The organism is Enterobacter cloacae complex sp. SHL001 (assembly GCF_049236825.1).
GTDB classification, from domain to species: domain Bacteria; phylum Pseudomonadota; class Gammaproteobacteria; order Enterobacterales; family Enterobacteriaceae; genus Enterobacter; species Enterobacter hormaechei_C.
The window spans coordinates 588,989-612,112 of the sequence record NZ_JBMKIP010000002.1 but is presented as its reverse complement, the minus strand read 5'-3'; the positions used below and the strand labels follow the sequence as shown (position 1 = coordinate 612,112).

The window sequence follows — 23,124 nt, the reverse complement described above, 5'->3', positions numbered from 1 at the left end:
TTCGCCGGAGCGTGATGTCTCACCCTCCGGCCATGCTATCGAAGCAGGAGAAATGTCATGAGCAAACTGTTGGACCGCTTCCGTTACTTCAAAACAAAAGGCGACAGTTTCGCCGATGGGCACGGGCAGGTGTACCACACCAACCGCGACTGGGAGGACAGCTACCGTCAGCGCTGGCAGTTCGATAAAATTGTGCGATCCACCCACGGCGTTAACTGCACCGGCTCCTGTAGCTGGAAGATTTATGTCAAAAATGGCCTGGTGACCTGGGAAACCCAGCAGACCGACTACCCGCGCACCCGCCCTGACCTGCCTAACCACGAACCGCGCGGCTGCCCGCGTGGCGCAAGCTACTCCTGGTATCTCTACAGCGCCAACCGTCTCAAGTACCCGCTGGTACGCCGCAGGCTGATCGAACTCTGGCGAGAGGCGCTGGCGCAGCATACCGATCCGGTGCTGGCCTGGGATGCCATTCAAAACGATCCGCAGAAAGCGCAGAGCTACAGAAAAGCGCGCGGAAAAGGCGGTTTTATCCGCTCAAACTGGAAAGAGCTTAACCAGCTGATTGCTGCCGCCAACGTCTGGACCATCAAAAACTACGGCCCGGATCGGGTAGCCGGTTTTTCCCCCATCCCGGCCATGTCGATGGTCTCTTATGCCGCCGGTACGCGCTATCTCTCCCTGCTCGGCGGCACCTGCCTGAGCTTCTATGACTGGTACTGCGATCTGCCTCCGGCGTCGCCGATGACCTGGGGCGAACAGACCGACGTGCCGGAATCGGCGGACTGGTACAACTCCAGCTATATCATTGCCTGGGGCTCGAACGTGCCGCAGACGCGCACCCCGGACGCCCACTTCTTTACCGAAGTGCGTTATAAGGGCACCAAGACCGTCGCCATTACGCCGGACTTCTCGGAGGTGGCGAAGCTCAGCGACCAGTGGCTGGCCCCCAAACAGGGTACCGACAGCGCCCTTGCCATGGCGATGGGCCATGTGATCCTTAAAGAGTTCCACCTCGATAACCCGAGCGAGTACTTCCTCAACTATTGCCGCCGCTACACCGACATGCCGATGCTGGTCCTGCTGGATGAACAGGCTGACGGTCGCGTGGTGCCGGGCCGCATGCTGCGCGCGTCGGATCTGGCCGACGGGCTGGGTGAAACCAATAATCCGGAGTGGAAAACCATCGCCTTTGACGTGGCCGGAAATCTGGTGGCGCCGAATGGTTCCATCGGCTTCCGCTGGGGTGAAAAAGGCAAATGGAACCTGGAGTCGCTGGCAGCAGGACAGGAAACCGAGCTGACGCTTTCCCTGCTCATCACCCACGACAGCGTGGCAGACGTGGCCTTCCCTTACTTCGGGGGCAACGAGAACCCGCATTTCCGCAGCGTGAAGCAGGAGCCGGTGCTGACGCGCCGAGTACCGAGTAAAACCCTGACGCTGGCCGACGGCAGCCAGAGACGCGTGGTGAGCGTGTACGATCTGGTGCTGGCAAACTACGGCCTCGATCGCGGTCTGGAAGACAGTAACGCGGCGACAAACTACGCCGAGATAAAAGCCTACACCCCGGCCTGGGGCGAACAAATTACCGGCGTCCCCGCTTATCTGATAGAAAAAATCGCCCGTGAATTTGCCGACACGGCGCACAAAACTCACGGTCGTTCGATGATCATTCTCGGGGCCGGTGTGAACCACTGGTACCACATGGACATGAACTACCGCGGGATGATCAACATGCTGGTCTTCTGCGGCTGCGTCGGGCAGAGCGGCGGCGGCTGGTCGCACTATGTCGGCCAGGAAAAGCTGCGCCCGCAAACCGGCTGGCTGCCGCTGGCCTTCGCGCTGGACTGGAACCGTCCGCCGCGCCAGATGAACAGCACATCGTACTTCTACAACCACGCCAGCCAGTGGCGCTATGAGAAGCTCACCGCACAGGAACTGCTTTCTCCCCTTGCAGACGCATCGAAGTTTACCGGTCACCTGATTGATTTCAATGTCCGCGCCGAGCGCATGGGCTGGCTCCCTTCCGCGCCGCAGCTCAACCTCAACCCGCTGCACGTGAAAGCTCGCGCCGACGCCGCCGGGATGTCGCCACAGGACTATACCGTGCAGGCGTTAAAATCAGGTGATATTCGCTTCGCCTGTGAACAGCCCGACAACGGCAAGAACCACCCGCGCAATCTGTTCGTCTGGCGCTCGAACCTGCTCGGCTCGTCCGGGAAAGGCCATGAGTACATGCTGAAATACCTGCTTGGCACCGAAAGCGGTATTCAGGGTGAGGATTTAGGCTCAACGGACGACGTGAAACCTGAAGAGGTGGAATGGCAAACCGCCGCCATTGAGGGCAAGCTGGATCTGCTGGTGACGCTCGATTTCCGTATGTCCAGCACCTGCCTGTTCTCGGATATCGTCCTGCCCACCGCCACCTGGTATGAAAAAGACGATATGAATACCTCGGACATGCATCCGTTTATTCACCCGCTTTCCGCAGCCGTTGACCCGGCGTGGGAGTCCCGCAGCGACTGGGAGATTTACAAGGGCATCGCCAAAGTCTTCTCTGAAGTGTGCGTCGGACATCTCGGCACCGAAACTGACGTGGTGCTACAGCCGCTTCAGCATGACTCCCCGGGGGAGCTGTCGCAGCCTTTTGATATTCTGGACTGGCGCAAAGGCGAGTGCGATCTGATCCCCGGCAAAACGGCACCGAACATCGCCGTGGTCGAGCGTAACTACCCGGAAACCTACGAGCGCTTTACGGCCCTTGGGCCGCTGCTGGACAAGCTCGGTAACGGCGGAAAAGGCATATCGTGGAACACCCAGAACGAGGTCGATTTCCTCGGCAAGCTCAACTACGTCAAGCCTGACGGCCCGGCGAAAGGTCGTCCGCGCATCGAGACCGCCATTGACGCTTCAGAGGTGATCCTCGCCCTTGCGCCGGAAACCAACGGTCAGGTCGCGGTCAAAGCCTGGGAAGCCCTCGGCGAACTGACCGGGCGCGATCACACTCATCTGGCGCTGAACAAAGAAGATGAGAAAATCCGCTTCCGCGATATTCAGGCGCAGCCGCGTAAAATCATCTCCAGCCCGACGTGGTCCGGCCTTGAGAGCGAGCACGTCTCCTATAACGCAGGCTATACCAACGTTCACGAGCTGATCCCGTGGCGCACGATTTCGGGCCGCCAGCAGCTGTATCAGGATCATGCCTGGATGCGCGCCTTCGGGGAGAGTCTGGTGGCTTATCGTCCACCGATTGACACCCGCAGCGTTACCCATATGCGCGAAATCCCGCCGAACGGATTCCCGGAAAAAGCGCTTAACTTCCTGACGCCGCACCAGAAATGGGGCATTCACTCCACCTACAGCGAAAACCTGCTGATGCAGACCCTGTCGCGCGGAGGGCCAATCGTCTGGATCAGCGAAACCGACGCGCGCGAGCTGGGCATAGAGGACAACGACTGGATCGAAGCTTTTAACGCAAACGGCGCCCTCACCGCCCGCGCGGTGGTCAGCCAGCGCGTGCCGCCGGGCATGACCATGATGTACCACGCTCAGGAGCGCATCCTCAACATTCCGGGGTCAGAAGTAACCGGACGGCGCGGCGGGATCCACAACTCGGTCACCCGTGTCTGCCCGAAACCGACCCACATGATCGGCGGCTACGCGCAGCTGGCGTACAGCTTCAACTATTACGGCACCGTCGGCTCGAACCGCGACGAGTTCATCATGATCCGTAAAATGAAAAACATTAACTGGCTGGACGGCGAAGGTCGGGATCAGGTACAGGAGGCGAAAAAATGAAAATACGCTCACAGGTTGGCATGGTTCTGAATCTCGATAAATGCATTGGCTGCCACACCTGCTCGGTCACCTGTAAGAACGTCTGGACCGGGCGCGAAGGGATGGAATATGCATGGTTTAACAACGTCGAAACCAAACCGGGCATCGGCTATCCGAAAAACTGGGAAGATCAGGATGAGTGGCAAGGCGGCTGGATCCGCGGTATTCACGGCAAGCTGACCCCGCGCCTCGGCGGCAAAATGGGCGTGCTGTCGAAGATTTTCGCTAACCCCGTCCTGCCGCAGATTGACGATTACTATGAACCCTTCACCTTCGATTACCAGGATCTACACCGCGCGCCAGAGGGCGATCACCTCCCTACCGCCCGCCCGCGCTCGCTGATTGACGGCAAGCGAATGGATAAAATCGAATGGGGGCCCAACTGGGAAGAGCTGCTGGGCGGCGAGTTCGAAAAACGCGCCCGCGACCGCAATTTCCAGAAGATCCAGAAGGAGATGTACGGCCAGTTTGAAAACACCTTCATGATGTACCTGCCGCGCCTGTGCGAGCACTGTCTGAACCCCAGTTGCGTCGCCACCTGCCCGAGCGGCGCGATTTACAAGCGTGAAGAGGACGGCATTGTGCTGATCGACCAGGACAAATGCCGCGGCTGGCGTCTGTGCATCAGCGGCTGCCCGTACAAGAAAATCTACTTCAACTGGAAGAGCGGCAAGTCAGAGAAGTGCATCTTCTGCTACCCGCGCATTGAGTCCGGTCAGCCGACCGTCTGTTCGGAAACCTGCGTCGGGCGCATCCGCTACCTTGGCGTGCTGCTGTATGACGCGGACCGTATCGAGGAGGCCGCCAGCACCGAGCATGAGACCGACCTGTACGAGCGCCAGTGCGACGTGTTCCTTAACCCGAACGATCCGGCGGTGATTGAGGAAGCGCTGAAACAGGGTATTCCGCAGAACGTCATCGACGCGGCACAGCGTTCCCCGGTTTACAAAATGGCGATGGACTGGAAGCTTGCCCTGCCGCTGCATCCGGAATACCGCACCCTGCCGATGGTCTGGTATGTGCCGCCGCTGTCACCGATTCAGTCCTACGCGGACGCGGGTGGTTTGCCGCAGAGCGACGGCGTGCTGCCTGCTGTCGAAAGCCTGCGCATTCCGGTGCAGTACCTGGCAAACATGCTCAGCGCGGGCGATACCGGTCCGGTGCTGCGTGCCCTGAAGCGCATGATGGCGATGCGCCACTACAAGCGTTCCCAGACCGTGGAAGGCGTGACCGACACCCGCGCCATCGAAGAGGTCGGCCTGACGGAAGAACAAGTAGAAGAGATGTATCGCTACCTGGCGATTGCCAACTACGAAGACCGCTTCGTGATCCCGACCAGCCACCGCGAAATGGCGCGCGACGCCTTCCCGGAGAAAAACGGCTGCGGCTTCACCTTTGGCGACGGCTGCCACGGTTCCGACACCAAATTCAACCTCTTCAACAGCAGCCGCATCGACGCGATCAACATCACCGAGGTGCGTGAACACGGGGAGGGAGAATAATGCAAATCCTCAAAATCATCGCGCTACTCATTGAGTATCCCGATGAGCTGCTGTGGGAAAACCGTGACGAAGCGCTTTCCCTGGTGGAACAGGACGCGCCCATGCTGCTGCCGTTTGCGCAGCAGCACCTGAGCGCCACGCTGCTGGATAAGCAGGCCGAATGGTGTGAAGTCTTCGAGCGGGGGCGCGCAACCTCGCTACTGCTGTTCGAACACGTTCACGCCGAGTCCCGCGATCGCGGTCAGGCGATGGTCGACCTGATGAGCCAGTATGAGAAAGCCGGGCTCCAGCTGGACTGCCGCGAGCTGCCGGACTATCTGCCGCTCTATCTGGAATATCTCAGTATCGTCAGCGATGACGAGGCGCGTGAAGGGCTGCAAAACGTCGCGCCGATTCTGGCGCTGATTGGCGGCCGGCTGAAACAGCGCGAGGTGGCGCATTACCAGCTGTTTGACGCCCTGCTGACGATGGCCGGAACGCGGCTTTCCAGCGACAGCGTGGCGAAGCAGGTGTCTGGTGAAAAACGGGATGATACCCGTCAGGCGCTGGACGCCGTGTGGGAAGAGGAACAGGTGAAGTTTATCGAAGACAACGCCACATCGTGCGACAGCTCGCCGATGCAGCAATATCAACGACGCTTTAGCCAGGACGTCGCGCCGCAGTACGTGGACGTCAGCGCCGGAGGCCCAAAATGACACATTACCTGAACGTGTTTTTTTATGACATTTATCCGTACATCTGCGCCACCGTGTTTTTCCTTGGCAGCTGGTTGCGCTACGACTACGGGCAGTACACCTGGCGCGCCTCGTCGAGCCAGATGCTCAGCAAGCGCGGTATGAACTGGGGCTCTAACCTGTTTCATATCGGGATTTTGGGGATCTTCTTCGGGCATTTATTCGGCATGTTAACCCCGCACTGGATGTACGCCTGGTTTTTACCCGTCGCGGTTAAACAGCAGCTGGCGATGATGGCGGGTGGTGTGTGCGGCGTATTGACGCTGGTTGGCGGGTCGATGCTGCTTTACCGCCGCTTGTTCAACCAGCGGGTGCGTGCCACGTCCACCACGCCGGATATTATCATCATGAGTATCCTGCTGCTTCAGTGCATCCTTGGGCTGTCGACCATTCCTTTCTCCGCCCAGTATCCTGACGGAAGCGAGATGATGAAGCTGGTCGGCTGGGCGCAGGGGATCGTGACGTTTAAGGGAGGCTCGTCAGAAATGCTGAGCGGCGTCGCGCCGATCTTCCGCGTGCATCTGGTGCTGGGGATGACGATCTTCCTTATCTTCCCGTTCACCCGTCTGGTGCACGTGTGGAGCGCGCCGTTTGAGTACTTCACCCGTCGCTATCAGGTAGTGAGATCGCGCCGTTGATTTTGTCGGGTGGCGGCTTCGCCTTACCCGACCTACGTTTCAAGCCGCTGTAGGCCCGGTAAGGCGTAGCCGCCACCGGGCTATTTACCTGCCTGTGGATGCGTATCAAACCCCGCCATCACGGCCGTCAGCTCGGCCAGGGTAAAGCCGTGCTTCGGGTCATCAACGCCCAGGCCAAACCGCGCCTGCATCAGCTCATACAGCGCCTCCGCATCCGGCAAATGGATCTGCTCCTCCACATGCCCGTTCTGCCAGTGGGTAAAATTAAAGTTGGTCAGCGTCAGCTTGCCCCCGTCCGGCAGGTGGCGACACATCAGCAGGTGATGACGGAAATGGGACTGCGGCCAGTGCGCCGACCAGAAGTTTCCCATCACGTAATCGTTGAAGTACTGGGTCGCCAGGTCGAAGTGGTACATCGACTGCCAGTGCTCGTGATGGCGGAATTGCAGTACCCAGTCGTTACCCTCGCTCAGCAAACGATAACTGCCGTGTGGGGTTTCCTGTTCCTCGTTGGCGATCAAACGAATCGGCGCCGTCAGCGTTTGTCCGCCAAATCCCACATCGGCGATCCAGCGCTCGCCGTTCAGCTCAACCAGCAGCAACCGGTGCGTACGTGGCGGCATCTGCGACGGATTAGCCAGCACAACCCGCCCCAGCACGCTGCGCACCGTAAACCCGACTTCGCGCAACACCCGCTCAAACAGGCCGTTTTGCTCGAAGCAATACCCCCCCCGACGCGCGGTAACCAGTTTATCCACCAGACACCCGTCGTCCAGATGGATTTCACGCGGCAAAACGACATCAATATTTTCGAAAGGGATCGCGCAGTTATGGTGTAAATGCAGCCCCCGCAGGGTATCGATATCAACCTGTACGGGCTGCTGCCAGCCCGTGCGGGCGAAATAAGCACTCAGAAATGGGGACATGATTTGCTCCAGGATGTGATATCCCCTGTTTATAAACTATTTTCCCTTATGCATATGCGCAAAAGTGCTTTTTCGTCATACTCATCGTGTACATGAGGAGATCCTATGAACCACTTTCGCCCTGTTGAATTACGCCATGCCAGCCGTCTTCTGAATCACGGTCCAACTGTGCTCATCACCAGCCGGGATGAGACCATCGATCGTCGCAACGTCATGGCCGCCGCATGGTCTATGCCGGTGGAATTTGAGCCCCCGCGTATCGCGATTGTGGTAGACAAAAGCGCGTGGTCACGGGAGTTGATCGAACGCAGCGGGAAATTCGGCATTGTGATCCCCGGCGTGGCGGCAGCCAACTGGACCTGGGCGGTCGGCAGCGTCAGCGGGCGCGACGAGGATAAATTCAACTGCTACGGGATCCCGGTTATTTATGGCCCTGAGCTTGGCCTGCCGGTTATAGAAGAGAAATGTCTGGCGTGGATGGAGTGCCGGTTATTACCTGTAACCTCTGCGGCAGAGAAATATGACACTCTGTTTGGCGAAGTGGTTTCCGCCGCGGCGGATGAACGCGCATTTGTCGCCGGACGCTGGCAGTTTGACGGGGATAAGCTGAATACGCTGCATCATCTGGGTGCGGGTACGTTTGTCGCGAGCGGGAAAATGGTGAAGGCGCTGGAATGATTTTTTAATTATACCCATCTGAATTATATAAAATTTCTATGGCATTTTATGTTTACCACTGCGTTGTAGAACGGAGGATATTTCTTGAGTTGCTGAGTTAGCAATTCCCCGTTAAGGAAATATTAATGTCCTGGATAGATATGGCGAAATTTTATATTCCAAATAAAATGCTCAAGCAAAAAGCATCGGTAATTGGGCACATTATGTCATCGAAGCCACTCTTCTTTTTACTTTTCATCCTGTCTTCCTTAGCGGGCGCGGAAACCACCTATGCACCGGGGCTAGTGGCGCTTAAATTCAATCAATGGTATATAGCGCAGTTAGATCAGAACAAACCACCCGTACTCAATCCAGACATTATGAACGAGTACGTAGCCTCAGGGACCATTGCAGCAATTAAAGAAATGTACTCTGGCGACAGTAACGACAAAGATATGCCCGATGCGGATATGTTTATCAAAGCGCAGGACTGGGATGATGACTGGAATCAGATAACCGTCTTACATTCTGATTTTGACGCCGTTTGCACAAACGTCTATGTCGCATTTGGTAAGAAGCAAGATCATGTTATTGCAGATTGTCTCGTTGAAGAGCAAGGAAAATGGAAAGTGCGATCGGCGACGCTAATTAAGTAACAGGCATAAACTCCCTGTCGTAATAATAAAGGCACATGGTAGCCAAATGACTACCATGTGCAATTAATTAACTCTTCACACGCTTCGCAATAATCTCATCCGCCACATTCCGCGGAGCTTCCGCAAAATGATGGAATTCCATCGTATACGTCGCGCGCCCCTGGGACATCGAGCGCAGCGTGGTGGCGTAGCCAAACATCTCAGCCAGCGGGACGTCAGCGCGAATAATCTGGCTGCCGTACTGCTCTGCCATCCCCTGCACCAGGCCGCGACGGGAGGAGAGATCGCCCATAATGTTCCCGGCGTACTCTTCCGGCGTTTCCACCTCAACGTGCATCACCGGCTCAAGAATAACCGGATCCGCCCGCCGTGCGCCCTCTTTGAAGCCGAGGATCGCCGCCATGCGGAAGGCCATCTCCGAGGAGTCAACGTCATGGTAGGAACCAAACGTCAGGGTCGCTTTCACATCCACCACCGGATAGCCCGCCAGCACTCCCGTATTCATGGCTTCTCGCAAGCCTTTTTCCACCGACGGGATGTACTCCCGCGGCACCACCCCGCCTTTGGTGGCATCTTCAAACACAAAACCACTCCCGGCGGCTAACGGCTCAAGGCTCAGGACCACATGACCGTACTGCCCTTTCCCGCCGGACTGTCGGACAAATTTACCTTCAATATCCTTCACCGCTTTACGCAGAGTTTCACGGTAGGTGACCTGCGGACGACCAATGTTCGCCTCAACGCCAAACTCACGCTTCATGCGGTCAACGATGATCTCCAGATGCAACTCGCCCATCCCGGAGATAATGGTCTGTCCGGACTCTTCGTCCGTGTGCAGGCGAAACGACGGATCCTCCGCCGCCAGGCGCTGTAGGGCGATCCCCATTTTCTCCTGATCGGCCTTGGTTTTCGGCTCAATCGCCAGCGAAATAACCGGGTCCGGGAACTCCATCCGTTCAAGGGTGATCACCGCATTCGGGTCGGTCAGCGTGTCACCGGTGGTGACGTCTTTCAGCCCGACACAGGCTGCGATATCCCCTGCACGCAGCTCGTCCACCTCATGGCGATCGTTGGCATGCATCAGCACGATGCGCCCGATACGCTCTTTCTTACCCTTCACCGGGTTGTACACCGCGTCGCCTTTACGCAGTATGCCGGAATAGACGCGGATGAAGGTCAGCTGGCCGACGTACGGATCGCTCATCAGCTTGAAGGCCAGCGCCGAGAACGGTTCATCATCGCTTGGGTGGCGCTCGGCGTGCTGTCCGTCTTCGTCTACCCCATCAATAGCGGGCACGTCCAGTGGAGAAGGCATCAATTCAATCACCGCGTCGAGCATGCGCTGCACGCCCTTGTTCTTGAAGGCGCTGCCGCACAGCATGGGCTGTATTTCGCCGGAGATAGTCCGGATCCGCAGCCCTTTGATGATTTCCGCTTCATCCAGTTCGCCCGTCTCAAGGTACTTATCCATAAGCTCATCGCTGGCTTCTGCCGCAGCCGAAACCATTTTTTCTCGCCACGCCTGGGCGGTGCTCAGCAGATCGTCAGGCACTGGCGCATAGCTAAACGCCATGCCCTGCGTCGCATCATCCCACAGAATGGTTCGCATCCTGATGAGATCCACCACGCCGGTGAAGTGCTCTTCTGCCCCCACGGGGATCACAATCGGGACCGGATTGGCTTTCAGCCGCTCCTGCATCATCCGCACCACGCGGAAGAAATCCGCACCCGGGCGGTCCATTTTGTTGACGAATGCCAGGCGCGGGACGTGATATTTATTCGCCTGACGCCAGACGGTTTCCGACTGCGGCTGCACGCCACCGACGGAGTCATAGACCATCACCGCGCCGTCGAGCACACGCATGGAACGTTCCACCTCAATGGTGAAATCCACGTGCCCGGGGGTGTCGATAATATTGATGCGGTGCGGTTCAAAGCCTCTGTCCATACCGGGCCAGAAACAGCTTACCGCCGCCGACGTAATGGTGATCCCGCGCTCCTGCTCCTGCGCCATCCAGTCGGTGGTTGCCGCGCCATCGTGTACTTCACCCAGCTTGTGGCTCATCCCGGTGTAAAACAGGATGCGCTCAGTGGTGGTTGTTTTGCCCGCATCGATATGCGCGGAGATACCGATGTTGCGATAACGTTCGAGTGGAATGGGTCGGGGCATGATATTTCCTTAAGTCTTCATGACTGGTTTGTGACGACCGGGATGGTCGCGGGTTCGTTCGTTTGTTATAATAGTCCTATTGTACGAGTATTATCGAACTATTTTTTAACGGTTGACCTATTGTTGATATAGCTCAATCTCACGCGAGACGCAGGAAAACGATGATCCCAAACCACCCGGAACCTGAACAAATAGTGTTGGAAAATGTGCTGTTCGCCCTCGGCAATCCGCTGCGATTAGCGATTATCCGCAGGCTGGCCGACGGCAGCGAACTGAGCTGTAACGCGCTGCGCCCGGAAGAGGTGGTGAAATCCACTATGACTCACCACTGGCGCGTGCTGCGCGACAGCGGCGTGATCTGGCAGCGCCCGCAGGGGCGCGAGAATATGATCTCACTGAGAAGAGAGGATCTGGACGCCCGCTTTCCTGGGCTGCTGGCGATCCTGCTCCAGGCTAAGTAGCGGCAGCGTTCTCAAGATGATAAACCGGAATGCGCCGTGTTGTTCCGGTAAGGGTGTCGAACACCTCCGTATCGGACGTCACTATTCTCATCCCGGTCTTCCTTAACCGCTGCACCTCGGCGGCTATGCGCTGGAGGCCAAACCAGAAAAGCCCGTCAAGCGCGGTGACCGCAAGCCCCTGTTCCAGCGCCAGCTGGAGGCGCTCGCGGGGGGCTTTCACCTGCTGAGCGATTTGCCGGTAAGGCACTTCCGAACCGCCGGACGCATCGATCCGCTGAATACGGGTCTTCAGGTGGTAGGTAAATTCATCGGGAATGCCGTTCAAATCCCGTTTAAGGCTGTAGACGCAGCCAAACCGCTTCCCGTTGAACAGGACATTTTTTTGACTGAGCTGAAACTCATTTCTGATGCTATCAATCAGCTGCGGTGCACGGGTAAGAAGTAACCGGAAGGGAAGCTCAAAGCTGGTCACATAATCCACATTCAGCAGCGCGAGACGCAGCCGCTCTTCTGCCCCGGATTTCTGGTCATGACATTCGCGCATCACCTCGGCCCACTGGCGCGTCAGACGTTCCGGCTCGCCGGCTTCGGTGAGGACGTATTTTTCTAGATGATAATCGACTCTTCCGGTCATGTGGGGCATCCCGTCAATATGGATGCGGTAATTCTATCCAGCGCGGCAGGATTTATAAAGGGCGGAGCGCACCGGCATCCGCCCTGCCGGGCTACTGCTGGATACTCGACCGGTCCGAAATATCGCTGGCAGAAAAGGTTCTTGCAGTAGACGCGACCTGTTTTTTGCGTTTATACCGGTCCGGCTGGCCTTCAGGGCGGGTTTTGAACCGGCGATGCAGCCACATATATTGCTCAGGCGCCATCATCACGGCGCGCTCAATTGCTCTGTTCATTTGCGTGGCCACCGACGCTTTATCGCCTCCCTGCAAGGTATCGCTGATATCCTCCAGAATAATCAGCTCATACCCTGTGCCGTCTGCTTTTCTGCGCGGTACAAACGGGATCACGGCCGGTCTGGCACTTTTCACCAGCATGTAGCTCCCGGCAGTTGTCGCGGCGTCCGGGACGGCAAAAAACGGCACAAACACGCTATTCGTTTTGCCATAGTCGTGGTCCGGGGCATACCACAGGATCTCGTTTTGCTTCAGCGCGCGGATCATGCCCTTCAGGTCATAGCGGTCAAGCATGGTTTTATTGGAACGCAGACGACCGCGCGTTTGCAGCCAGTCGAGCAACGCATTATTGTTGGGACGATACACACCAATACCCGCGTTGAGCATGCCAAAGATGCGTGCGCCTAATTCCAGCGTGAGAAAATGCATGCCAATGAGCACCACGCCCCTTCCTTGCGCCCGCGCCTGTTCCATATGTTCGTAGCCGGTCACGCTAAAGTGTTTCCGTACGCGCCAGTCTGGCCAGAACCACGCTATCCCGGTTTCGATGACGCCCATTCCAACCGATTCAAAATTACGCTCAAGTAAACGCTCGCGCTCGTCCTCTTTCATATCAGGGAAGCAAAGCTCAAGATTTCGTCTGGCGATCTCCACGCGGCGTGGAAGCAGGCGCATAGCCAGACGCCCAAGCCCGTGACCTGTTTTCAACAGCAGCGGGTACGGAAGCTGAACCGTGCACCAGAGCGCGGCAATGCCTGCCCAGCTGAGCCAGTAACGAGGATGAATAAAGGCGAGTGAAAACTGAGGTAATTTTGTCATGGAAAAATTATCCTTTTACTAATTTGTACTTAATCTGGTGCAGTTGCAGTGCTTACCTGCTGATTCAACGAATATTGTTCGGAAGGATGAATTGTAGCGGAATCGTTATGGTTTTTATTATCGATTTTTGCGAAAGGGAATAAAAGCGAGGAGCGCCGGGTGATATTGCACCACCCGGCAGGCAAGTTACATCGAATAACCGGGCTTCTTAATCAGTTCATCCAGTTTCGGGCCGATCTCGGTATCCCAGACCTGCGCCTTCCAGTCAGCTTCCTGAACCTCCTGAAGCGCCACGGAGATTGAGCGATCTTTGCTGTTCAGATGACGGGCGATCGCTTCGGCGATATCCGCCGCCAGGGCCGTTTTTTGTTCGTCAGTCAGATCGCGTGGAAAACATTTGATATCAACGTGTGGCATGGGCAGGGCTCCTTTTATAGGTGAGCGTTCCACGTTATCAGATTATATCGTTAGCTTTTAGCACCTTGTGCAGTTCCGGCAGCGCGCAGACGGCATCCGCGACGGCGGTAATATTAGGCGTGTTAGTGGCAAACCACTCATGACGTGGCCCCCAGGTACGCGCAACGGCAATATAGACGTCAAGCAGCGTCAGCTGTTTGCCAAACGCAAACGGCGAGGCGCTGAGCTGGCTGTCGAACCACAGATAGAGCGATTTTCGGTACTCAATGCAATTTTTCTTCAGCTGTTCCGGGGCATCAGGCACACAGCGTTCCGGGTAATCTGCATACGTAAAGGTGGGATAGACGTTCGCCACAAACCAGATGAGCAGGCGCTGAAACTGCTGGCGCTCGGCCTGCCCTACGGGCGGCGCGAGGTCGGGACGTCTGTCGAGCACCATCAGGGCGATCGCTGCGGTTTCCGTCACGATCGCCCCGTTTTCCAGCTCCAGCGTCGGCACCTGGCACAGCGGGTTCAGTTTCAACAGCAATTCGCGCTGCGGGCCGGGCTGGTCAAACCCGTCCACGTTGACGAACTGATACGGGATGTCTGCCAGAGTCAGCATCACTTCACTGATTGCCGATCCCCAGCCGGGTACGCCATAGAGTTTGATCATGTTGCCCCCTCAGGGATGAAAACCCTAAGTGTAGAGCACCATTAGTAGGTTATCCCGGGCGGGTTAACGTCAGAAGACGTCACCGCTTCGCCCGCCTCCCCCCAGCGCGCCAGCACCTTTTGATACTCCCCGCGCTTAATCGCACCGTCCAGCGCAGCCTGCAACGCATACACCAGCCCATTACCTTTTTTGGTTGTGGTGGCGACATAGGCTTTCTTCGGCCCTAATCCCACGACGCGGGTTTTGCCGGTTAAGGCGGCTTTGTAGGCCGAAACGGACTGCGGTCCAAAGAAAACATCCGCCCTGCCGGACTGAATATAAAGATTGCCTGAGGCGTCGTCGGTCAGATAAACCGGCAACGCAGGCTCGCGCCCGGCCTTTTTATTCTCTTCGTTCCAGCCCAGCAGAATACGTTCCTGATTGGTGCCTGACCCGACAATCACCTTTTTACCGGCCAGATCTTTCGCACGGGTGATCGACTGTACGTTGCTGGTGGATTTCACCGAGAAGGCGAGGGAATCGACGCGATAGGTCGCAAAATCGAACTTCGCCTTACGTTGCTCGGTGACGGCGATATTCACCAACGCCACGTCATAACGCCCGGAAGTGATCCCCAGCGGCCAGTCTTCCCACGCCGTTGGCACCAGCTTCAGCTTCAGCCCCAGACTGCCCGCCAGCAACCGGGCGATATCCGGGTCGCTGCCAATACGGGTGCGGTTATCACTGGCCAGCAGCGCCAGCGGCGGAGAATTCAGGGCTGAAATCGCCACCGTGAGGGTACCCGGCTCAACAAATTTATAGTTCGCCGGGATTTTCGCCACTGCCTGTTGATCAACCGTCACCGGCAGCGGCTGTTCGTTGGCCTTTAAATCAATGCTGGCGTAGCTCGCCGTCGTGAAGACCAGCCCCGCCAGGAGTCCATATTTCATCTGCGCTCCTTACAGCACTTTTGAGAGGAACTGGCGCGTTCGCGGATGCGACGGTCGGTTTAACACGTCGTCGCTGCTGCCCTGCTCCACAATTTTACCGTCGACCATAAATACCACCTGGTCCGCCACTTCCCGGGCAAAGCCGATCTCATGGGTGACCACCACCAGCGTAGTGCCGGAACGGGCGAGCTTTTTAATCACGTCCAGCACTTCGCCAACCAGTTCCGGATCCAGCGCCGAGGTGGGTTCATCAAACAGCATCACGCGCGGGCGCAGCGCCAGCGCGCGGGCAATGGCAATACGCTGCTGTTGGCCGCCGGAGAGGTGACGCGACCAGGCATCGGCTTTATCGCGCAGACCTACCACATCCAGAAGGCTGTAGGCGTTTTCAACAGCCTCTTTTTTACTGAACTTTTTATGCGCGATGGGTGCTTCAATCAGGTTTTCCAGCACCGTGAGATGCGGAAAAAGATTGAAGTTCTGAAACACGTACCCAACGTTGACGCGCTGTTTGAGGATCTCTTTCTCTTTGAGCTCGTAGAGTTTGTCACCCTGACGGCGATAGCCGATGTAATCCCCGTCAATTTGAATAAAGCCTTCGTCTACGCGCTCAAGATGGTTAATGGTGCGCAGCAGCGTCGATTTTCCCGATCCTGAGGGGCCGAGGATCACCGTCACGGAGCCCGGCGGGATCTCAAGCGTGACGTTATCGAGCGCTTTATGTCGGCCAAAAAACTTACTGACGCCGGTAATGGAAATATGTCCTTCAGGAGAGGCTTGCATGAACAGGCTCCTGTGCTGGCGAAGTGGTGACGGAACGCGCGCGACTGGCCGCCCGGTTCTGGTTTACGGCGGAGCGGCGCTCGCTGCGGGCGAGTCCACGCTCAATAACATGCTGAATGGCAGACAGTACGGTGGTGATCACCAGATACCAGACGGCCCCCACCATCAACAGCGGGATCACCTCCTGGGTGCGGTTGTAGATCATCTGGATCGTGTAGAACAGTTCCGGCATCGCCAGCACGTAAACCATCGCCGTCCCTTTGGCGAGGCTGATGATTTCGTTAAACCCGGACGGCAGGATGGTGCGCAGCGCCTGCGGGAGAATTATGCGCACCGTGCGACGCCATGCCGGCAGACCTAGCGCAGCGGCCGCCTCATACTGACCGTGGTCGACCCCAAGGAAACCCCCGCGAATGATCTCCGCAGTATAGGCGCTCTGCACCAGCGTCAGCCCCACGATGGCGGTAGAAAACTGCCCGAGAACATTGATGGTTTCAAAGCTGCCCCAGGTAATGCCGGTAAAAGGCACGCCGAGAGAGAGCGTGTTGTAGAGATAGGAGAAGTTATAGAGGATAATCAGCACCACGATCAGCGGCAGGGAACGGAACAGCCAGATGTACCCCCACGCCAGGCTGCTCAACAGCCATGATGACGAGAGCCGCGCCAGCGCCAGCATGCCGCCAATCACCACGCTCAGTACGGTGCTTATCAACGTCAGCAGCAGCGTCTGGCCGACGCCTTCGAGGATCACCGGGTCGAAGAACCAGCGGGCAAATACCGCCCATTCCCAGCGCGGATTAAAGGCCACGGACTGGATCACGACCGCCAGCACAAACAGCGCCACCACGGCGCCAGCAGCGCGCAGCGGATAACGTGCCGGGACCACTTTTATGGTTTCAACGTTGCTCATCGTCGCTCCTTATGCGGTTTTGCTGAGCGCTTCGCGGATCAGCGTCTTGGTGAAACGCAGCCGACCGTCGAACGGCGGCTGGCTATACTCTTCCGGATCGCGGTTAAGATCGAACTGCGGCTGATACCCCTGACTGAGATAGAGCCGCACCGCCTCCGGCTGGCGAAACCCCGTGGTCAGGTAGATGCGGCTGTAGCCCGCCAGCACCGCCCGGCGCTCCAGCTCCTGTACCACGCGCGCGGCCAGCCCCTGCTGGCGCAGCGTTTTATTCGTCCAGATGCGTTTGATCTCTGCGGTATGTTCGTCGAAGGGCTTGTACGCACCGGTGGCGATGATCTCGCCATCGCGCTCCAGGACGATAAACAGCCCCTGCGGCGCCAGGTACCACTCTGTCAGCTCGACTTCCGCATCCTTTGAAAAGTAGTCGCCGTAACGAGCGGCGTACTCACCGAAAAGCCCCTCGATAATGGGCTGAAGATCGGCATCTTCCGGCGAAACGTCACGAAATTGTTCGCGCATAGCGCCTCCTTAATCGCCCAGACCCGCCGGGTTAACTTCGGAACTGGGGATACGCTCCACGCCTTCCCCCCAGCGGTTCAGCACCTTGTCGTAATCTCCGTTCTTGATCGCGCCGTTCAGCGCGGTTTGAACCGGCTCGACCAGGCCGCTGCCTTTTTTCAGCGTCACCGCGATATGCGCCGCCTTCGGCCAGCCACCGTCGACGCTGCCGACAAGTTTGGTTTTACCGTTAAGCGCCGCTTTCCAGGCACCGATCACGTTCGGGCCAAAGTAGGCGTCCGCGCGTCCGGACTGAAGCGCCAGCGTTTGGGCCGCGTCGTCTTTGGTGTAGATCGGCGTAAAGGGTTTAAGCCCTTTTTTGAGGTTCTCTTCGTTCCATGCCAGAAGGATGGCCTCCTGGTTGGTGCCGGAACCCACGATGATGCGCAGCCCGGCGATATCCTCTGCCTTCACAAGCGAGTTAATCGGACTGGTGGATTTCACGTAGAAGCCAAGTGAATCCTTGCGGTAGGTGGCGAAGTCGAACTTCTCTTTGCGCGCTTTAGTGACTGTGATGTTGCTGATAGCCGCGTCGTATTTCCCGGAGGCAACCCCCAGCGGCCAGTCCTCCCAGGAGGTGGGCACCACGTTCAGCTCCAGTCCGAGGCTGTCCGCTACCAGACGCGCGATGTCGACCTCACTTCCCAGCAGAGTTTTGTTGTCGTCGGAAAAGACCGTCAGTGGCGGTTGATTCAGTCCCGCCACCGCCACGGTAAATTTCCCCGGCACGGCAAAACGATAGTCTTTCGGCAGTTGCGCGATCGCATCGCTGTTTTTGGCGGTATTGATCGGCGTTTTATTGGCCTCAATGCTCACGCCGGTGCCGTTAATATTGACGTTCTCTGCCCAGACGGCAGGGGTAAAGGCCAGCGCAAGCGCCAGAATAAGCGATGATTTCTGCATAGCGTTTTTCTCTTTTATTGTTGTGTGAACTGATTTTTGGGCTCGTCTAAGCCCAGACTTTCGCGCAGCGTGGTGCCGGGATAGTCGGTGCGGAACAGGCCGCGCGCCTGTAAAACGGGCACCACCTGGTCAACAAAGCGCGGGAAGGTGTCCGGCGTGCCGCCCTGAATGATGAAGCCATCCGCCGCCTTCTCTTCGAACCAGGCCTGTAAACCATCGGCCACCTGCTCCGGTGTGCCGGAAAAACGCGGGCGCGGCGATGCGGCTTCCAGCGCGACCTGACGCAGAGTTAAGTTGCGCTCACGGGCGTTACGCTTGATTTCATCGGTGGTGCTGCGGAAGCTGTTTTTGCCCAAATCGCCAATATCCGGGAACGGCGCGTCGAGGGGATACTGGCTGAAGTCGTGATGCTCGAAATATCGTCCGAGGTAATTCAGCGCATCATTAATGGAGACCAGTGCCGCCGTAGTTTGATACTGGTTTTCTACGTCATCGGCGTCGTTTCCAACAATCACGCTGACGCCCTGGAATATATGTAAATCCTCTGCGCGGCGGCCGTGACTTTCCAGCTGCTGTTTAACATCGCGGTAAAAAGCCTGGGCTTCTTCCCGCGTGTCATGGTGGGTAAAGATGGCGTCAGCGTGTTTTGCCGCCAGCTTTTTACCGTCGTCGGACGCGCCAGCCTGAAAGACAATCGGACGTCCCTGCGGCGTGCGGCCAATATTCAGCGGGCCGGAAACCTGGAAGAAATCACCGTGGTGATCAAGAGTATGCAGTTTCGACGCATCAAAGAACTGTCCGCTCTCTTTATTGCGGATAAAGGCATCCCCTTCCCAGGAATCCCACAGCCCCTTCACCACGTCGAGATACTCATCGGCAATGCGGTAGCGCAGCGCATGCTCCGGGTGTTTTTCGCGGGAGAAGTTCCTGGCTGACCCTTCCAGCGGTGACGTCACCACGTTCCAGCCCACGCGTCCGTTGCTCAGGTGATCGAGGCTGGCGAACTGGCGTGCAACGGTGAAAGGCTCGCTGTACGAGGTGGATAACGTGCCGACCAGCCCCAGGCGCGAGGTGATACTCGCCAGCGCGGACAACACCGTCAGCGGCTCAAAGCGGTTTAAAAAATGCGGAATGGATTTCTCGTTAATATAAAGGCCGTCGGCCACAAATATAAAGTCGAGCTTGCCCTCTTCTGCTTTTAAAGCCGTTTCTTTAACGAAATCAAAATTAATGCTGGCATCCGCGACCGCCGCCGGATGGCGCCAGGCAGACATATTTCCGGATGCACCATGCAAAATGGTCCCCAGCCGCAATTGACGATGTGCAGACATATTCACCTCAAATTAATTAAACGTGTTGCAGGGCTTTTTCCGCGAGCTGAGCAAAATAGCGGGCAGCGGGTTCGATTAATGCTTCGTCCGGGTTAAATGCCGGGTGATGTAACCCAAACGGACTGTTGCTGCCAATGCTGACAAACGCGCCGGGTATTTTTTGCAGATAGACCGCGAAATCCTCCCCGCCCATGTGCAGTTCCGCATGCCGGGTTTCATATCCCGCTTCGCGCGCGATCGAGGTGGCAAACCCGGCCCAGTGCTCATCGTTCACCAGCGCGGTGGGCCCGGCGTACCAGGTGATGTTGATTTGCGCGCTAAAGGCGCTGGCAAATCCGGCGGCGATTTCACCGACGCGCGCTTTCACGTTCTGCTGCACTTCCGTGCGGTGCGTGCGCAGCGTGCCCTCCAGCTCAACGCTTTCCGGCAGCACGTTCCAGGTATTCCCCCCGGCGATGCGCGTCACGCTCAGAACAACCGAATCCAGCGTATTGACGTTACGGCTGGCTACGCTTTGCAGCGCGGTTACCAGCTGGCTTGCCAGCACGATGGCGTCGTTGCCTTCATGGGGACGTGCGGCATGCGCGCCTTTGCCGGTCACGTGAATAACGAAGCGATCAACGTTGGCATAGAACGGGCCGCCGCGCGTGGCAAACTCGCCGACCGGCAGTGACGGCTCGTTATGCATCCCAAAAATCGCGCGTACGTCGCGTAACGCCCCGGCCCGCACCATGCTTTTCGCTCCGCCGAAATTCTCTTCCGCTGGCTGGAACAGGATCCGCACGCGACCGTTGAGCGAGGCTTCCCGCTCTTTCAGCTTTAGCGCGGCGCCGAGGATCACGCTGGTGTGAATGTCGTGTCCGCAGGCATGCATCACCCCGGCGCGCCGGGAGCTAAACGGCAACCCGCTGCGCTCGTCGATGGGTAACGCGTCGATATCGGCGCGCAGCGCAACCAGTGCGTTGCCCGTGCCGATCTCCGCAACCAGCCCGGTCTGGAGATCGTAAGGCAGCGGGGCAATCCCGGCTGCCGTCAGCCACTCGCGCAGGCGCGCCGTTGTTTCGACCTCCTGACCAGAGAGTTCAGGGTTCTGGTGCAGCTCACGGCGCCAGGCAATCAGTTGTTCGCTAAAGCTCATACGGTAACCTCCCTGTTAAGACGCGCCTCGGCCAGCAGTCGCAGGGACTGTACGCGCGTTGCGCCATCAGCGACCGGCGTGTCGATGATAAATTCGTCAATCCCCCACTGCTGATGCAACGCGTTGAGCTGTTCAAGCACCGACGCCGCCGTTCCGGCCAGCAGAGACTGCGCCCGACGCGCGATGCGCACCGGTTCACTCCCCGCCTGCCGCGCAAAGGCGTAGGCCTGTTCTTCGCTGGCGACGGTGACGCGCTGTCCGTTTGCCAGCTCCACGCCCCACACTTCAACCTTCTGCGCCAGCGCATCGGCCTCAGCCTGGGTTGGGGCAACAATGGCCTGCACGGCCACAATCACCTCCCGGACGCTGTGTTGACGCCAGGCTGTGACGACCTCGCGCAGCAGCTCAGGATCACCGTTCAGATGGGCGGCAAAGACAAAATGCCAGTCGAGGGAGGCCGCCAGCAGCGCGCTTTCTGTGCTGGCGCCCAGCAGAAACCCCCGGGCAGGCACCGGCGGCAGCGGCGTGGCGCGAACGTCCTCCTCCGCCGACTGATTTTCAGGGCGGATCCAGCGATCGAGCTGCGTCAGTTGTTCAGCAAAGCTGCCTTTTTCCTGCGGATTAAGGCCGTGCTGCAAGGCGCGGGTAGAGAGCGGCAGACCGCCGGGCGCTTTGCCAACGCCCAGATCAACCCGGCCCGGCGCAATGGCGGCCAGTACGTTAAAATTTTCGGCGACTTTATAGGGGCTGTAATGTTGCAGCATGACGCCGCCTGAGCCCACGCGAATACGTTTTGTTTGCCCGAGGATCCAGGCAATCAGCAGCTCCGGCGAGGGGCTGGCAAGCTGCGGGGTATTGTGGTGTTCGGCAATCCAGAAGCGGTGATAACCCAGCGTTTCTGCCTGTTGCGCCAGTGCTAAGGTTCGCGCCAGCGCATCGGCGGCTGTTTCGTGTTCTGCGACGGGGCTTTTATCCAGAATGCTGATTCGCCATGACATGTTGCGTTCTCGTTTGACTTAACATGTCGTCATTATTAAAGGTGGATTTCACCTCTGAGAAACAATTAATTTACATTTGGATTGCCGGAAAACGGCAATAGAGAGTCTGTCATCGGCGTGATTTGAGCGATGTAATGAGTCTTTCCGCATCCTGCTGTCGGGTAATGCGGAGAAAGCGAATGTGTGCGTACTGCGGGTTTTGCATATCCGCCTCATATCGTTTGCGGTTGCTGCGCCAGGTTTTGATCGTCCAGATGATAATAGAGTCCTTGCTAAGGAACGACCGACGAAAGCTTTCGCGGTTCCCCGTGCCGGGCCAGAGCTCCTGTTTGTGCCAGGCGCGTCTGGAGGCCCGCGTCACCGCCTGCCAGAGCGTGCGGATAAACCCACGATCTATCCACACCACCAGATCGACGTCGCGCCACTTAACGTCGCGTGTGCGGTTGTAATTCCCGTCCAGGACCCAGTCAGGCGAGGCGGCGAGCGCTTTTTCCAGGGTTGCAAGAAACTCATCATCCGGTGTTCCCTGCCAGTTCGCTCGCCAGTAAAGCCTGTCCATCTCAATGTAAGGGATAGCCAGCGCCTCCGCGATTCGCCTGCCAAACGTGCTTTTCCCACTTCCGCTGGTGCCTATGATATTGATTTTCACCGTTCCGCCTGCACATGCTGAAGAAAACGGATCGAATCATAACGTTAATAATTTGTTTACGAAACGCCAGACTACTCGTTCGGATACTGCTCGTCGGTGACCTTCTCCAGCCATGCCACCGGGCTCCCGTCGACAGCTTCTGCGATGGCGATATGGGTCATGGCCGTCTGCGCGCTTGCGCCGTGCCAGTGCTTCACGCCGGGTGGGATCCAGGCGATATCACCCTGATTCAGCGGTTCCGCCTCTTTCCCCCACTCCTGTAACCAGCCGCGCCCCTGCGTCACGATCAGCGTTTGTCCAAGAGGATGCGTATGCCAGGCGGTACGTGCGCCGGGTTCAAAGGTGACGGTCGCGCCGCCGACTTTTGCCGGTTCAGTCGCCTGGAAAGGCGCGTCAATGCGCACGCAGCCGGTAAACCAGGCCTCTGGCCCCTGAACGGAAGGTAACGAACCGCTACGGATAATTTTCATGATTAACTCCTCGTTTGCTGTTGCGTTAACAGTAGCGTAAAGCCATGGGGAGCATTAGAGTGCATAATCAGAAAG

General features: G+C 57.7%; 21 protein-coding genes and 1 pseudogene. 7 read left to right on the top strand and 15 right to left on the bottom strand.

Annotated elements, in window-relative coordinates; genetic code table 11:
- Positions 1–57 precede the first annotated feature (57 nt).
- Genes ACOTYH_RS08380 through narI form a run of 4 tightly spaced genes read left to right on the top strand, consistent with a single transcriptional unit; the run spans position 58 to position 6,711 of the window.
- Positions 58–3,798, top strand: coding sequence for a nitrate reductase subunit alpha (locus tag ACOTYH_RS08380; RefSeq protein ID WP_017693382.1), 3,741 nt, complete (start codon positions 58–60; stop codon positions 3,796–3,798).
- Complete coding sequence (narH, locus tag ACOTYH_RS08375) at positions 3,795–5,339, top strand: nitrate reductase subunit beta (RefSeq protein WP_015570469.1); 1,545 nt, start codon at positions 3,795–3,797, stop codon at positions 5,337–5,339. Before ACOTYH_RS08380 ends, narH begins: the two co-directional genes overlap by 4 nt.
- Positions 5,339–6,034: a nitrate reductase molybdenum cofactor assembly chaperone gene (gene narW / locus ACOTYH_RS08370; protein WP_045329890.1), complete on the top strand. Its 696-nt coding sequence runs from the start codon at positions 5,339–5,341 to the stop codon at positions 6,032–6,034. The genes narH and narW overlap by 1 nt, the downstream gene beginning before the upstream one ends.
- The gene (narI, locus tag ACOTYH_RS08365; RefSeq protein WP_023303778.1) at positions 6,031–6,711 is read left to right on the top strand and encodes a respiratory nitrate reductase subunit gamma; all 681 of its coding nucleotides are present in this window, start codon (positions 6,031–6,033) and stop codon (positions 6,709–6,711) included. The genes narW and narI overlap by 4 nt, the downstream gene beginning before the upstream one ends.
- Before the next feature lie 80 nt (positions 6,712–6,791).
- Here the strand turns inward: narI and nhoA are convergent, their stop codons facing one another.
- The gene (gene nhoA, locus ACOTYH_RS08360) at positions 6,792–7,637 is read right to left on the bottom strand and encodes an N-hydroxyarylamine O-acetyltransferase (protein ID WP_032671177.1); all 846 of its coding nucleotides are present in this window, start codon (positions 7,635–7,637) and stop codon (positions 6,792–6,794) included.
- Between the two features lie 105 nt (positions 7,638–7,742).
- Here nhoA and ACOTYH_RS08355 point away from each other — a divergent pair, with 105 nt between their 5' ends.
- Both ACOTYH_RS08355 and ACOTYH_RS08350 read left to right on the top strand, forming a co-directional pair.
- Positions 7,743–8,315 (top strand): flavin reductase family protein, encoded by a 573-nt coding sequence (locus tag ACOTYH_RS08355; RefSeq protein WP_039270701.1) that lies wholly within the window; start codon positions 7,743–7,745, stop codon positions 8,313–8,315.
- Positions 8,316–8,518: 203 nt separating this feature from the next.
- Positions 8,519–8,950: a DUF3828 domain-containing protein gene (locus ACOTYH_RS08350; RefSeq protein WP_032620331.1), complete on the top strand. Its 432-nt coding sequence runs from the start codon at positions 8,519–8,521 to the stop codon at positions 8,948–8,950.
- A 67-nt stretch (positions 8,951–9,017) separates the two neighbouring features.
- On the opposite strand, the gene fusA is transcribed toward ACOTYH_RS08350, so the two are convergent.
- Positions 9,018–11,120: an elongation factor G gene (fusA, locus tag ACOTYH_RS08345; protein ID WP_045911766.1), complete on the bottom strand. Its 2,103-nt coding sequence runs from the start codon at positions 11,118–11,120 to the stop codon at positions 9,018–9,020.
- 161 nt (positions 11,121–11,281) lie between these two features.
- On the opposite strand from fusA, the gene ACOTYH_RS08340 reads away from it, so the two are divergent.
- Positions 11,282–11,581 carry an ArsR/SmtB family transcription factor gene (locus tag ACOTYH_RS08340; RefSeq protein WP_000612740.1) on the top strand — a complete coding sequence of 100 codons (300 nt, stop codon included), beginning with the start codon at positions 11,282–11,284 and terminating at the stop codon, positions 11,579–11,581.
- Here ACOTYH_RS08340 and ACOTYH_RS08335 read toward each other — a convergent pair.
- The 13 genes and pseudogenes from ACOTYH_RS08335 to ACOTYH_RS08275 all read right to left on the bottom strand — a co-directional run bounded on the left by ACOTYH_RS08335 (position 11,574) and on the right by ACOTYH_RS08275 (position 23,049).
- Complete coding sequence (locus ACOTYH_RS08335) at positions 11,574–12,215, bottom strand: DNA-binding protein (protein WP_063413188.1); 642 nt, start codon at positions 12,213–12,215, stop codon at positions 11,574–11,576. The genes ACOTYH_RS08340 and ACOTYH_RS08335 overlap by 8 nt on opposite strands.
- A gap of 91 nt (positions 12,216–12,306) precedes the next feature.
- Positions 12,307–13,308: a Kdo(2)-lipid IV(A) acyltransferase gene (locus ACOTYH_RS08330; RefSeq protein WP_032648397.1), complete on the bottom strand. Its 1,002-nt coding sequence runs from the start codon at positions 13,306–13,308 to the stop codon at positions 12,307–12,309.
- A gap of 186 nt (positions 13,309–13,494) precedes the next feature.
- Positions 13,495–13,725, bottom strand: coding sequence for a tautomerase PptA (gene pptA / locus ACOTYH_RS08325; protein WP_003857012.1), 231 nt, complete (start codon positions 13,723–13,725; stop codon positions 13,495–13,497).
- 37 nt (positions 13,726–13,762) lie between these two features.
- Positions 13,763–14,380, bottom strand: a complete 618-nt coding sequence (locus tag ACOTYH_RS08320; RefSeq protein WP_421637672.1) for a glutathione S-transferase family protein — start codon at positions 14,378–14,380, stop codon at positions 13,763–13,765.
- Between the two features lie 41 nt (positions 14,381–14,421).
- Positions 14,422–15,309, bottom strand: coding sequence for a transporter substrate-binding domain-containing protein (locus tag ACOTYH_RS08315; RefSeq protein ID WP_017382289.1), 888 nt, complete (start codon positions 15,307–15,309; stop codon positions 14,422–14,424).
- A 9-nt stretch (positions 15,310–15,318) separates the two neighbouring features.
- Positions 15,319–16,092: an amino acid ABC transporter ATP-binding protein gene (locus ACOTYH_RS08310; RefSeq protein WP_017693375.1), complete on the bottom strand. Its 774-nt coding sequence runs from the start codon at positions 16,090–16,092 to the stop codon at positions 15,319–15,321.
- Positions 16,076–17,002: an amino acid ABC transporter permease gene (locus ACOTYH_RS08305; RefSeq protein ID WP_421637671.1), complete on the bottom strand. Its 927-nt coding sequence runs from the start codon at positions 17,000–17,002 to the stop codon at positions 16,076–16,078. The genes ACOTYH_RS08310 and ACOTYH_RS08305 overlap by 17 nt, the downstream gene beginning before the upstream one ends.
- Positions 17,003–17,011: 9 nt before the next feature.
- Entirely contained in the window at positions 17,012–17,521 is a 510-nt protein-coding gene (locus tag ACOTYH_RS08300) for a GNAT family N-acetyltransferase (RefSeq protein WP_015570459.1), read from the bottom strand.
- Positions 17,522–17,530: 9 nt separating this feature from the next.
- A pseudogene (locus ACOTYH_RS08295) lies at positions 17,531–19,794 on the bottom strand (NtaA/DmoA family FMN-dependent monooxygenase).
- A 16-nt stretch (positions 19,795–19,810) separates the two neighbouring features.
- A complete protein-coding gene (locus tag ACOTYH_RS08290; RefSeq protein ID WP_421637670.1) occupies positions 19,811–20,932 on the bottom strand; it encodes an amidohydrolase in 1,122 nt (373 codons plus the stop codon).
- Positions 20,929–21,930, bottom strand: a complete 1,002-nt coding sequence (locus tag ACOTYH_RS08285; protein WP_032653686.1) for an LLM class flavin-dependent oxidoreductase — start codon at positions 21,928–21,930, stop codon at positions 20,929–20,931. Before ACOTYH_RS08285 ends, ACOTYH_RS08290 begins: the two co-directional genes overlap by 4 nt.
- 109 nt (positions 21,931–22,039) lie before the next feature.
- Positions 22,040–22,579, bottom strand: a complete 540-nt coding sequence (locus ACOTYH_RS08280; protein WP_421637669.1) for a shikimate kinase — start codon at positions 22,577–22,579, stop codon at positions 22,040–22,042.
- 71 nt (positions 22,580–22,650) lie between these two features.
- A complete protein-coding gene (locus ACOTYH_RS08275; protein WP_015570456.1) occupies positions 22,651–23,049 on the bottom strand; it encodes a (R)-mandelonitrile lyase in 399 nt (132 codons plus the stop codon).
- Positions 23,050–23,124 lie beyond the last annotated feature (75 nt).